We start from the raw sequence: 12432 nt of genomic DNA on the forward strand, positions 1-12432 counted from the left end.
GCTGCAGGGTCACCAACCGCCCCCACCGCACGGCGGGCAACGACCTGTCGACAGATCCTCCGCGGCCAGCAGCAGTGCCGCATCCCACCCCTGCGGCCGTCCTCGAACCGGTGCCACACCACCCGACAAGGCACCCGCCGGCCCGGCCGGGCAGTTGCACCGACTGCGCAGGATCCTTGAGCACATGCGCGGCAGTCAGCACCAGCCGCCCGCCCAGCACATACCCGACCCCAGCGCACTCCGGAACGCACCACCGGCCCGCGCCCTGTCCACCCTGCCCGACCCTCCCCGACCCTGCATCCAGGTCCAGATCCCCAGCCCACGGGCCAGCACCCGCGGCGCGTGAGTTTGTGCTGGTTACTCGCCGAAGCGGGATCCGAGCAACTCGCCCGTCGCATCCGGCTGGTCGGTGTTCACGTGATAGGCGCCCCTGGTCGCGGTGTCCTTCGGCGTCAGCACCAGCTTCACCCGGTGCACCGACGCCTTCGACACCAACGCCTCAGCGTCCGCCGACACCACCCACGCCTTCACGCCCGTCTTGCCCTTGCCCTCCTTGCGCATCTCCACCGAGAACTCCAGCTCCACTGGCCCCACCTCGAACCGCGGACCGCTGCCACTGCCGGCCGCCGCAGCTGCCAACTCCGCCCGCAGATGCTCCACAGCCTCCGCGATCCCGATCTCTTCAGCCACCCGTACCCCTCCCGCTCACTCCACGTCGCACAAGCCACCGTCCTCACCAGACAGTGCACCCACCCAGACGACTGCCACCAGTCGGCAAGTTCCCGCACCACCCCCCACGACAACAAACGATCGAAACAGTCCGATAGCGCGTCACACCTGATCGCGTGCTAACGCTACGGATGTGGAGTGAGTGCCTCGTACTGCCCCGGTCGGTGGAACTCAATGGGCAAAGCGCGCCGCCGACGATCTTGAAAACCGTCGTGGCAGCGATGTCACCGTGGGTTCAAATCCCACACCCACCGCAGCCTGACAGCCCCTGACCAGGTAAATTGGTCAGGGGCTGTCGTTCTGCTCGCTGCCCGTGAGTGACCGTCGTTCCCCGGTGTTCCCCGTTCGATCGGGCACGGTTGGGGCACGGGACCTTCTGATCCGCTAGCGCTCGTTTCCCTGCCTGGGGGATTCATCGGTCTGGCGGCCGACACCGGCCCAGGCTGAGTAGAGGCCCGCGACCCCTACAGCAAGGGTCGCCACGGCCTCGGGATGCACGTCGACCATGACGAGCCCCACACCAGTCGTAAGCACCGAGACGAAGACGATCAAGTCGATTCGCCGTAGACGCGAGGGCATTGCGCAGTACCTTTCTGCATGTCCGCCGAGTTGCGGTGGGTCAACAGTGCTTGCAGCGCTCGGCGTTGCACCAGGTGCATCAGTGTTGCCGGAGATTCGGCAACGTTGTTTTGGGGAGGCGTGAGTGGGGGACTTGCTGCCCCTTGCAGAGGGGCTACCTTCCGAAGTGCGTGCGCTGTGCGGGGCTCTGCGGGATCTGTTCGCGAGCCTAGTACTCCAGCTGTAGATCGTGATCAGGCTCGCTTGAGGCCGGTGCGCGGTGCTGCTCTACGCTGCCCTGCATGATCGCCAAGCTGCAGTGTGTGGTGTTGGACTGTGCCGATGTCGTTGAGTTGTCCCGGTTCTACCAGTCGCTTCTCGGTGGCGTGGTGAACCAGCCGGATCCGCGATGGTCGCTCGGCGAGGGCTGGGCGACGCTCCACACGGACGGGCTCGTGCTGGCCTTCCAGCGGGTGGAAGTCCATCAGCCACCGCGGTGGCCGGATCCCGCACGGCCTCAGCAGTTCCACCTCGACCTGGGGGTCAAGGACCTGGACCAAGCTCAGGAAGACGTCCTCAGTCTGGGCGCCTCACTGCTCGATGAGGGGGACGGAAAGCGGAGTTGGCGCATCTTCGCGGATCCGGCAGGTCACCCGTTCTGTCTCGTCCGGCACTGACAGGAGACACGCAGGGGTGCGGCCACCGTTGATCATCGTGAGTTGTGTGGACTTACGAAGAGACGGTGGCCGTAGGTCACAGCATAGATCCCGCCCGTTGGCGGGAGGCGTTCGAGGTGGCCATGGGACGGATCGCGGGCCGCTTCGCGCGGTACGAACCCCGCCTGCGGGCGGGACGGTTGGTACTGGGTCTGCTGTCGGACCTGCCGCGCAAGAATTGCTGGACCATCGCGGAGTGGGCCGGGGAGACCAGCCCGCACGGCATGCAGCATCTGCTGTCCCGGGCTTCCTGGGACGCCGATGCCGTCCGTGACGACGTGCGCGAATACGTCGTCGAGCACCTCCATGACGAGGCCGCGGTGCTGGTCGTGGACGAGACCGGGGACGTGAAGAAGGGCACCCGCACCGTCGGTGTCCAGCGCCAGTACACCGGAACGGCCGGACGGATCGAGAACTCCCAGGTCGCGGTCTACCTTGTCTACGCGGGCGCGCGCGGGCACGCGGCGGTGGACCGGGAGCTGTACATCCCGCGCTCGTGGACGTGCGACCCGGACCGCTGTCGGGCGGCAGGGCTCGGCGAGGACACCGTCTTCGCGACCAAGCCGGAACTGGCCCGAATAATGATCGAACGGTTCCTGGACGCCGGACACCACGTGGGCTGGGTCACGGGTGACGAGGTCTACGGCGGCAACCCGAAACTGCGGGCGGCGTTGGAGAGACGCGGCATCGGTTACGTCCTCGCGGTGGCCTGCTCGGCCGAAGTGGCCACCGGCGCGGGCACGTTCCGCGCAGATGCCCTGGCGAAGAAGGTGCCCAAGCGGGCCTGGCAGAAGCTCTCGGCCGGACGCGGTGCGAAGGGACAGCGGTTCTACGACTGGGCCGTCATCGACCTCACCGACCCGGCACCGGGCGGCCATCAGCTGCTGATCCGCCGCAACCGCACCACCGGCGAACTCGCCTACTACCGCTGTCACTCCACCACGCCGGCATCCCTGGCCACCCTGGTCAAGGTCGCAGGTTCCAGATGGCGGGTGGAGGAGACCTTCCAAAGCGAGAAAGGGCTGGCCGGACTGGATGAGCACCAGGTCCGCCGCTACCCCTCCTGGATCCGCTGGGTCACCCTCGCCATGCTCGCCCACGCCTTCCTCGTCGTCGTCCGCGCCAGCGAACACGAACACTGCCCCACGCCGGACGACCTGATCCCGCTGACCTGCAACGAGATCCAGCGCCTGTTCATCGCCGTCGCTGTCCGACTCGATCACGGCCCGGCCCACCGGCTCAGCTGGTCCGCCTGGCGGCGCCGCCACCAGGCGCGATCACGAGCCAGTCATTACCGGCGACAAGCCGCATCCCAGACATGAAGATCACGATCTACAGCTGGAGTACTAGACGTCTCAGTGCGCCGCTACGCCGCCCGACGTAGTCGCGACCCTGGAGCCGTCTCTCGTTATATGAGTGGTGCGAGGATTCCATCCTGGGATTTCATGATCGACCTACTGAATGATGTTTCTGAGGTTCGAGGAAGTGCACCAACTCCAGAGGCTATCGCAGTCCTCAAAGATATGCATCGCAATGCACTGAGGGTTAGTAATGCACCTGCCCATGCAATCCTGCTCCTGCAGGATCAGCTTGCCGAAGCGGATCGAGAAGCTCGTTCGGCGATTGTCGAGCGGCAGGTGCTCACTGAGGCGTTGCAGGAGCGCCAGCGGCGCATCGCCGAATTGCAAGTGCAGATCAGTTATGTAGAGGCGGATAGAAACCGACAAGTTCGAGAGCTGACAGCTGAGGTGGAGGATTACCAGACGCAATTCGCCGATCTAGCGTCAGAGCGCGATCGGCTCATGTCTACTATCCGACAGCTTGAAAGACAGCTTCAGGAAGCCAATAGGCGTAACCTTCAAGCTGAGCAGCGCTGTGAACTGCTGGAACGGCAACTGGCCGCCATCGACGAGGAAGGCGCGAGCGGCGAGTGGAGCTCCCAAGCGAAAGCCGCAAGGGTCCTGCTGGTTGACAGTAAGCCTGAAAATCTTGCGACTCTGCGATCAATCCTCGAACCGATTAATCAGGACCTATTCGAGGCTAGCTCGGGCGAGCAGGCGCTGAGTGTCCTCAACTCAATCGACGACGTAGCTCTAATCCTTTTGTCTGCGGAGATGGATCGAGGTATGGATGGCTTTGAGGTAGCCGCGCACGTCAAGCGTCGGATACGAACTCGTCATACTCCTATCATTTTTCTCACTGCCGAGAAGCATGGGCCGCATTACACTTTCCGGGGATATGCGGCTGGAGCCGTCGACTATATCTCTAAGCCTGTTGACCCCTGGGTCTTGCGAGCAAAAGTTGCTGTTTTTATCGAACTGCACTGGCAAGCGCAGAGGCGTAGAGCCATAGAGAGTACATTCGAATAGTGTCACGGAAAAGACACCCGCTGTAAGTGACCTGCTTCTGCCCTTCCCAGCTCCATCCCGTCTGCTCGACCACACACCGTGGAGCGGGCGTGGTTCATGGCGTCCAGGTGGAGCGCGCCACTGTACGAACGACCTGGACGCCATGGGCCGCGTCTGCTCGGCTCTGCCTGGGGCGATGGCAGACGGGATGGGAGCTCCCCGCGCACGCCACTACTCCGCCGGCACTCGCGAACGGTGCCCCCGCCATCTCGGAGCCTGAGCGCCCCCGCCGGAGGCACTGCTTTGAGCGTTGCCGCGCTATGCGGTGATCGACTCACGGCCTCCGGCCCTATCCACATGTGGGCGCGCGTCGGCGGCGGCAGCGCCGAGCGGGCCGAAGGCAGGAGCGCGGGCGCAGCCAAAGCCGGGAAGCGCGCCCGGCGGAGCGGAGCGCAGCCGGGGCTTGAACCCGTGAAGAAGGTTGTAACTCAGTCGGTTGCTGTGCCTGTGTCCGATCCCGGGTGATGCTTGACAGTTCGGTCCCAGCTGATGGTTGACAGTGGCCGTGATCGGCTTTTCTGTGCGCGTCGTTGCGGCGCGTGTGGGGAGGCCGGGATTGGCGCTGGTGGAGTTGTCGGTTGTCGAGCAGAGATACCGGGCTGTCCTGGCGGTGCTGGCGGGTGCGACGGTGACAGAGGTCGCCGCCCGGTTGGGGGTGTCGCGGCAGACGGTCAGCGGGTGGAAGTCGCGGTATGCCGCCTCCGGTCTGGCGGGTCTGGCGGACCGTTCGCGCAGGCCGGTCTCGTGTCCGCATCGGGCATCTGCCGAGGTGGAGGCGGCCGTGTGTGAGCTGCGGCGTGCACATCCTCGGTGGGGTCCGCGGCGGATCGCTCATGTGCTGGAGCGGTCCGGGACAGTCACGCCGGTGCCGTCGCGGATGACGGTGTATCGGATCCTGGTCCGTCATGGGCTGGTGGAGCCGGGGGTGCGGCGGAGGAAGCGGTCGGATTACAAGCGCTGGCAGCGGGATCGGCCGATGCAGTTGTGGCAGATGGACATCGTCGGCGGGGTGATGCTCGTCGACCCGGTGACCGGGGAGTTGTCCGAGGCGAAGGTCGTGACCGGGGTGGATGACCATTCCCGGTATTGCGTGATCGCGTCGGTGGTGGAGCGGGCGACCGGGCGGGCGGTGTGTGCGGCGTTCGCCCGGGCTCTGCAGGTGTTCGGGGTGCCGGAGGAGGTGCTCACGGACAACGGCAAGCAGTTCACCGACCGGTTCGGGCAGGGCGGTGAGGTGCTGTTCGACCGGATCTGCCGGGAGAACGGGATTGCGCACCGGCTCACCCAGCCGGCTTCGCCGACCACGACGGGCAAGGTCGAGCGGTTCCATCAGACGCTGCGGCGTGAACTTCTCGACGACTGCGGCGCGTTCGAGAGCATCGGGGCGGCTCAGGCAGCGCTGGATGCGTGGGTTGAGGACTACAACTCGATGCGTCCGCATCAGGCGCTGGACATGCAGTCTCCTGCCGACCGGTTCACCCCGGTGCCCGAGCAGGAGCGGGACGTACTGGGCCTGAGGGTGCCCGGAGTGCTCGCGCTGGTGCCGCAGCAGCGGACACCTCCTGCGGAGCCGGATCCGGCCGAAGAGACGCCCGTGCCGGCCGGCCTGCCCGAGCTGGTCCCGGCAGCGGTGCCGGTGGAGCCCGGTGGGCCGGTGGAGTTCGAGCGGGTGGTGCCTGCGAGTGGGAATCTGCAGGTCGCGGGCAAACAGTTCTGGCTCGGACCGGCCCGCTCAGGGCTGACGGTGACCTTCTGGGCCGACACCTCGGTGATCCATCTGCTGATCGCGGGAGCACGGATCAAGACCGTGCGGTCGCATTTGTCGGTGGCGGATCTGGGTCGGCTGGCTGCCCGGGGCGGTCGTGCGGCCGGACCACCGCCGCTTCCGGTCGGCGACCGGGCGGCGTTCGAGGTGGACCGGGTCGTGAACAACAGCGGCCTGGTGGGCCTGGGCGGGCACCAGGTGCTGGCGGCGGAGATCCTCGGAGGCCGCCAGGTGGGTATCCGGATCGACGACGAGACACTGTCGTTCTTCGACCCGTCCTCACGGGAACTGCTGCGGGTCCGGCCCAACCCGCTGACCAGCGAGGAAGTCCGCAGGCTGCGGGGCCTGCGTCCGGCCGGACCGCCGCCGCGTCCGGGCATCGAGCCCGTGCGTGTGCAGCGGCGGGTCAGCGCGGTGGGCACAGTCATGGTCTGCCGCCAGACCGTCTCCCTCGGCCGCCCGTACGCAGGGCAGACCGTGACCGTGCACGTGTCGGACTCCACGATCACCGTCGACCTGGACGGCCAGGTCCGAGTCATCCGGCGCACCACCGACGTCCCGGTCCGTAACGTGAAAGCCAACAAGCCCCCCGGGGCTTCCCATGTTCTCTAGGCCCAACGTCAAGCATCACCTGGGACCAGAACGTCAGGCATCAGCTGGGATCCGACACGGTTGCTGTGCCTGGTCGGTTGGCTGTTGCGCCTGTGATGCTGCGGGACTGTGCGGCAGCCCGTTGCAGAGCGGCCGCCAATTGCTCTGCGGCGTCGGCGGACAGCAAGATCTCTTGCGTCCACAGGATCGACAGCCTGATGCTGCCGTTCAGCAGATTCGTGGCAACGTCGATTTCCGTGCCGTTGCCGGTGCTGTCCTGCACGATCAGGTCCGGATCGCTCCTGAACGCACTCATGATGTCGGGCTCGTAGCTGTGATGCTCCACAGTGGGGCCGCGTGCTGCTCAGGTCGGCTGTTAATAAGCAGCTGGCGCAGGGCCTCGCGCTGAGTGCCGCCCAGGTTCAGTGCCTCTGTGAGGCGGCGGAACGTCGTGTGGGTAACTCCGCGGCTTCGTGCCTCAGCCTCGAACTGGTCGAGTTGGGACAGCACCGACTCGGCGTCCAGCTTCACCGGCCGCTGCTGCTTGAGCCACAGGGCTTTGTTGCGCTCGTAGTCGATCTCCGAGAAGCCGCACACTTCGCGGCTGAGGGCCTCGACCTCGTCCAAGGTGGCTGTCGTCATGATCGCGCGGGCCAAGTTGTTGCAGCTCAGCGCCTCGTCCAGGTCGACTTCGTGGACCGTCGGGCCCTCGTCGGTCAGGCGGATGGGAAGTCCCGCGTCCCGGACCTCGCATGTGCCCCGTACTCCTCGGGCCGTCGCCGCGAGCATTCCGGTCGCCTCGGAAGGGTGCCACCCCAGGACCGAGCTGACCGGCTCCACATCCTTGGCCGTGAGGGTCTGGACAACCGGACCGAGCATGCCGCGCATGTCCTCGAGCGGGAGTTCACCGTCCAGGCCCGGCCCTGCGATCAACAGCCGGATGGGCGCGTTCACTTGGCCGCAAGCCGCCAGCGTGAGGGCATCCGCGAGGGGGCTCTTCAGCGTCGGCTCGTCGCCCCGTGCCAGTACATCGCCTCCCACGTCCAGGAGATCGATCGATTGGGGCTCCAAGTGGCTCACCAGCTCTTCGAGTTGGCGTGTGATGCCCTCGGCGCCGTGTCGTGGGTCGATCAGCGCGAACGTGTGCGGGAGCTCTGCCGCGAGCCGGGGAAGAGTAGAGCCTGCCGGGGCGATCGGGCGGGCCTCCGCCGGCACCTTCCAGACGGCTGGAGTGATTGGTTCGAGGCCGGTGAAGTTCTCGGGCCCTCGGGGGCCCGGTACCGGGTCGATCAACAAGCGGTCCCACGCGTACGTGAGGATCACCGCCCGGCCGTTGTCGCCGCCGTACAGGGCGGCGTCAAGCATTGCGGCGGCGACTGCGTCGCCCCCTCCTCCTGCTGCGACGATCAACCGCGTCATGAGCCCAAGACTACGCGGTCCGGTCTTGACCACTCGCCCTATAGTGGCTAGAGGCCATAGCCACTTTGCCCGCCGGGAGCGGCACGGAACGAGGAGGGCGCATGCCCAAGATCGAGGAGGCTCAGCCGAAGTATCTCCAGATCGCGCACTACATCCGCGATCAGATCCTTCGGGGCGACCTGCGGCCGGGGGATGAAGTCCCCTCGGAGCGGCAACTGGCGGCAGATTGGGGGGTGTCCAGGCCGACGGCGGCTCGTTCGCTGGAGGCGCTGAGCCATCAGGGGCTGGTCGAGAAGCGGCAGGGGTCGGGCACGTACGTGCGGAGCCTCGAAGTGAACCGGCGTGCACGTGAGTTGTACGGCCGTGCCCGACAGACGGGGAAGATCTACACGCCCGGCGAGTACGCGGTCATCACGTCGGCCGGCTGGCTGGAGGCGCCGGATCATGTCGCTGAGGCGCTCGGCCTGGTGAAGGACCGGCGGGCTGTTCACCGGCGACGCGTGACCAACAACCAGGACGGGCCCATCACGCTGTCCATTTCGTGGTTCGCGCCGGATGTCGGGCAGCGGGCGCCCAAGCTGCTGGAGCCGGAGCGGATCCAAGAGGGCACCCTGATGTACGTCGAGAACATGACTGGGCGTCAGGGGAGCTACGCCGAGGATCGCATGTGTGCCCGGACGGCGACGGATGAGGAAGCGGCTGACCTGCAACTCGACGCAGGGTCTGCCGTCTTGGTCGTGCATCACGTCGTCTACGACCTCCAGGATCGGCCGCTGGAGTTCGCTGAGGCCACCTACCCGCCGCACCGTTGGGCGTTCGAGCAGGGCTACCCGCTCTCCTGACAGATAGCCAGTCAGTTGAGGCGAACCGCTTGCGTCGCGAAGTGGCTAATGCCACTATCCAGGAAGTGGCTAAGGCCACTTCATCGGAAGGGGGCACGGTGTGACGAGTCAGCGGCCGGATCAGGGCACGCACTTACCTTGCCGGGGTTGCCGTGGGCGCGGATGGAAGCGTGTCGGCTCGCGTACGACCCTGGCGCTTGCCACCGCCGCCGACCGCACCCGTGCCACATCGAAGCGGCGCTGCCTCGACTGCGACGGCAGTGGCAGAGAGTGAGCACGGATGGCCTACACGATCGACCGCTATCCCTCCGAGGACTCACCGCGACTCGGCGCGATGACCCTCCATCCCGTAGCGGAGTCCGTGCCTCGGGCTCGGCGCTGGTTCCGGAAGTTCATCGCTCCGTACAACCCGGCCTGCTCAGTCGACGACTGTGCGCTGATGATCTCGGAGCTGGTGACCAACGCCATCGCCTACGGCCGGTCCGACGACCCCTGGATGGTTCGAGTGGAGTGGTTCCGCGAGGGGACTTCACTCCGGGTCGAGGTGCACAACCCGGGATTCCCGGTGAGCGTCCGGCTGCGGCACCCCGACGCCAACGACGCGCACGGCCGCGGGCTGCTCCTCGTCGACTCCATCGCCGACTCCTGGCACCACGGGCCCAGCCGCTTCGGCGGAACGGTGGTCTCCTTCAAGATGGCCGATGCCTGGCCGTCATGAGCGCAATACGCTCCGCTGGTACTGCGCCGGCGGAATCGTCGCTAGTCTGGTTGACCAGTTGACTTGGCCAATCTCGACAGGCGGCGGCATTCATGGCATATGAAGTGGAGGCACCGAAGTACGTTCGCCTCGCTCAGACCATCCAGCGTCGCATCGAGGACGGCACGTACCCGCCCGGCACCCGCGTGCCCAGCGAGAACCAACTGGTTCAAGCCTTCGGGATGTCCCGCCCGACCGTCGTCCGGGCGCTGGAGCTGCTGAAGCGCGACGGCTGGCTGGAGTCCCGGCAGGGGTACGGCACCATCGTGCGGGGTCGCCCGGCCGTAGTGGAGCAGAAGGACCGCAGGGGGAGTGAAGCGCTCGCGCGTGACGAGTCGCAAGCTCCAGGGCGGTTGGTCGAGGTCGGCTACGTCCCTGTTCCGGCGCGAGTCGCCTCGGTGCTTGGGTTGCCCAAGCGGGCCAAGATCCTCATGCGTCGCTTCCTGGTTGAGGAGGACGGCGAACCGGTTGAGCTGATCTCGTCGTACTTCCCCGCCGGCCTGGTCGAAGGCACCGAGTTGGAGAGTGCCGAAGTGCTGAGCGGCAGCACTCGCGCACACCTGGAGGGGCGGAAGAAGGTCCGCTTCGACCACGTGACGGAACGGGTCTCGGCCCGGTTGCCCGAGCATGCCGAAGCCGAGTTCCTGGACCTTCCGGACGGCGTTCCCGTCCTCAGTGTCCTGGTCATTGCGTGCGACGCTTCTGGACAGGCGCTGCAAGTCTCTGACGTGCTGCTTCCTGCCGACCGACAGGAACTGGAAGACACCTACCGCCTGAACTGAGCCCGTTCCACGGTCAGTTGCTCTCGATTCCCATCCGGTTCGCGCTTGACAAGTCAACCTGGCATCTCTAGCTTCGAACTTGCTAAGTCAACTTGTCAGGTGGCAAGTTGATCGACTCAGAAGGAGAAATCTGTGCGTGTGATCCGCGTTGACGCCTCGACCGCCACGATCCTGCTCACCGAAGCCCCGGCGCCGAAGGTGCGCGACCGGCAGACCGGCGAGATTGCCAAGGACGCAGTGAGCGGTGAGGCGCTGATGACCGTCGGCGTCGTCTACATCGACGAGGGCGAGTCGTCGCTGATCCAGGTCACCATCCCCGAGAGCGGTGTGACGGACGGCCTGGCCGTTGGCGCCCCGGTTTCGCTGCCCGGTCTCGTCGCCCGGCCCTGGCAGAGCGTGTTCAACGGCCAGCAGCGGCACGGCATCGCCTACCGGGCCACCGCCATTGCACCCGGCGCCTTCTCGATGGACCAGGCGGGCTGATCGTCGTGGCGGACCTGGTGACGTGGGCCGAGCTGGGCGGGTCGCTCGCTGCGATAGGCGGTGCAGCCTACGCCCGGCACGCCCACCCGGCGGCGTACTGGTCGACGGTGGGGTTACCGGTCTCGGTGGCTCGGCTGCTGGCCTCGTACTCCTCGACCATGGACGCATGCGGCCTGACGGTCGAACCGTCCCGGTGGCAGGCCCTGGCCGTCAAGGCAACCACTCGCCGTGAGGTCCGACCGGTACCCCCGCGCCGGGGCATGATCCGGCCCACCTCGACCGGCCTGCGGCTCCGTCTGCGGCTGGCTCCTGGGCAGGAACCGGCGGACGTGGCGGCCTCGGCCGAACGGCTGCGGCACGCCTGGGGCGTTCACGCCGTGTATGTGCGGGACGTCAAGCCCGGAGTCGTGGAACTGCGGCTCATCGGCTACGACGTTCTGCGGAAGGTGCGGATGCCTCGCCGGATCGACGTCGGTCCGCTTCAGGTGCCGGTGGCTCTGCGGGAAGACGCGACTGCCTTCGTGCGCGACTACCGGGCCGTACCGCATGAACTCGTGCTCGGCGCCACGCTGTCCGGCAAGTCCATGTACCTGCGGTGTCTGCTGGCTGGGCTGGCCCCTCAGCCGGTGGTTCTCGTGGGAATCGACTGCAAGCGCGGGGTGGAACTGGCGCCGTTCACGTCCCGGCTCTCGGCGCTGGCGACCGAGCCTGAGCAGGCGGCCGAGCTGCTGCCCGTGCTCGTCAAGGAAATGGAGGATCGATACGACCTGATCAAGGCCCGGCAGGGTCTCGCCCCGGACGCCCTCGAGGAGGGGATCACCTCGGACATCTGGGGCCTGCCGGAGGACGAACGCCCGGCTCCCATCGTGTTGTTCATCGACGAAGTGGCCGAACTCTTCCTCGTGGCCACGAAGAAGGAGGAGGAGCGGCGCGACGAGATGGTCACCCAGCTGATCCGCCTCGCCCAGCTCGGTCGCGCGGCCGGCATCTACCTGGAGGTCTGCGGGCAGCGCTTCGGGGCCGAACTGGGCAAGGGCGCAACCATGCTGCGGGCACAGTTGACCGGCCGGGTCTGCCACCGCGTGAACGACGAAGCCTCCGCCAAGATGGCGCTCGGCGACATCGCCCCCGAAGCCGTCATGGCCGCCTGCGCCATCGCCGCCGAGCGGCCGGGAGTCGCCGTGGTCGGCGATACCTCCGGCGGCTGGTCCCGTATCCGTACCCCGCACCTGTCCCTCGCCGACGCTGCGGCCACCTGCCGCGCCATGGCTGATCTCGCCCCGGACGTCCCGGCGCTCTCGCCGTTCCGGCCGTACGTCCCGCCCGTGCCGGTGAAGGAGTCCGGCCACGTGGCCACTCCTCAGCCGGTCACCGAGTAGCCC

The 12432-nt window shown here is 66.8% G+C and carries 12 protein-coding genes; 9 read left to right on the forward strand and 3 right to left on the reverse strand.

What is annotated here, in order from left to right; translation table 11 throughout:
- Positions 1–357: 357 nt before the first annotated feature.
- Positions 358–690 (reverse strand): trypco2 family protein, encoded by a 333-nt coding sequence (locus StrepF001_RS14795; protein ID WP_129798697.1) that lies wholly within the window; start codon positions 688–690, stop codon positions 358–360.
- Positions 691–1589: 899 nt separating this feature from the next.
- On the opposite strand from StrepF001_RS14795, the gene StrepF001_RS14800 reads away from it, so the two are divergent.
- From StrepF001_RS14800 to StrepF001_RS14815, 4 genes are all read left to right on the forward strand, one after another.
- Complete coding sequence (locus StrepF001_RS14800) at positions 1590–1964, forward strand: VOC family protein (RefSeq protein WP_129798698.1); 375 nt, start codon at positions 1590–1592, stop codon at positions 1962–1964.
- Positions 1965–2086: 122 nt separating this feature from the next.
- Positions 2087–3325: an IS701 family transposase gene (locus StrepF001_RS14805; protein WP_129798699.1), complete on the forward strand. Its 1239-nt coding sequence runs from the start codon at positions 2087–2089 to the stop codon at positions 3323–3325.
- Between the two features lie 123 nt (positions 3326–3448).
- Entirely contained in the window at positions 3449–4372 is a 924-nt protein-coding gene (locus tag StrepF001_RS14810) for a response regulator (protein ID WP_165396274.1), read from the forward strand.
- Positions 4373–4967: 595 nt separating this feature from the next.
- Positions 4968–6788, forward strand: coding sequence for an IS481 family transposase (locus StrepF001_RS14815; RefSeq protein ID WP_129798701.1), 1821 nt, complete (start codon positions 4968–4970; stop codon positions 6786–6788).
- A gap of 40 nt (positions 6789–6828) precedes the next feature.
- Here StrepF001_RS14815 and StrepF001_RS14820 read toward each other — a convergent pair whose 3' ends face one another.
- Both StrepF001_RS14820 and StrepF001_RS14825 read right to left on the reverse strand, forming a co-directional pair.
- A complete protein-coding gene (locus tag StrepF001_RS14820) occupies positions 6829–7083 on the reverse strand; it encodes a hypothetical protein (RefSeq protein WP_129798702.1) in 255 nt (84 codons plus the stop codon).
- Positions 7080–8186 carry a DUF1152 domain-containing protein gene (locus tag StrepF001_RS14825; protein ID WP_129798703.1) on the reverse strand — a complete coding sequence of 369 codons (1107 nt, stop codon included), beginning with the start codon at positions 8184–8186 and terminating at the stop codon, positions 7080–7082. Before StrepF001_RS14825 ends, StrepF001_RS14820 begins: the two co-directional genes overlap by 4 nt.
- Positions 8187–8287: 101 nt before the next feature.
- On the opposite strand from StrepF001_RS14825, the gene StrepF001_RS14830 reads away from it, so the two are divergent.
- The 5 genes from StrepF001_RS14830 to StrepF001_RS14850 all read left to right on the forward strand — a co-directional run bounded on the left by StrepF001_RS14830 (position 8288) and on the right by StrepF001_RS14850 (position 12429).
- Positions 8288–9028 carry a GntR family transcriptional regulator gene (locus StrepF001_RS14830; RefSeq protein WP_129798704.1) on the forward strand — a complete coding sequence of 247 codons (741 nt, stop codon included), beginning with the start codon at positions 8288–8290 and terminating at the stop codon, positions 9026–9028.
- Between the two features lie 280 nt (positions 9029–9308).
- Complete coding sequence (locus StrepF001_RS14835) at positions 9309–9746, forward strand: ATP-binding protein (protein ID WP_129798705.1); 438 nt, start codon at positions 9309–9311, stop codon at positions 9744–9746.
- A 92-nt stretch (positions 9747–9838) separates the two neighbouring features.
- The gene (locus StrepF001_RS14840; protein WP_129798706.1) at positions 9839–10567 is read left to right on the forward strand and encodes a GntR family transcriptional regulator; all 729 of its coding nucleotides are present in this window, start codon (positions 9839–9841) and stop codon (positions 10565–10567) included.
- A gap of 132 nt (positions 10568–10699) precedes the next feature.
- Positions 10700–11050 (forward strand): hypothetical protein, encoded by a 351-nt coding sequence (locus tag StrepF001_RS14845; protein ID WP_129798707.1) that lies wholly within the window; start codon positions 10700–10702, stop codon positions 11048–11050.
- A 5-nt stretch (positions 11051–11055) separates the two neighbouring features.
- Positions 11056–12429: an FtsK/SpoIIIE domain-containing protein gene (locus StrepF001_RS14850; RefSeq protein WP_129798708.1), complete on the forward strand. Its 1374-nt coding sequence runs from the start codon at positions 11056–11058 to the stop codon at positions 12427–12429.
- Positions 12430–12432: the final 3 nt, after the last annotated feature.

The sequence above is a fragment of the Streptomyces sp. F001 genome, assembly GCF_004187715.1.
Taxonomy (GTDB): Bacteria; Actinomycetota; Actinomycetes; order Streptomycetales; family Streptomycetaceae; genus Streptomyces; species Streptomyces flavusporus.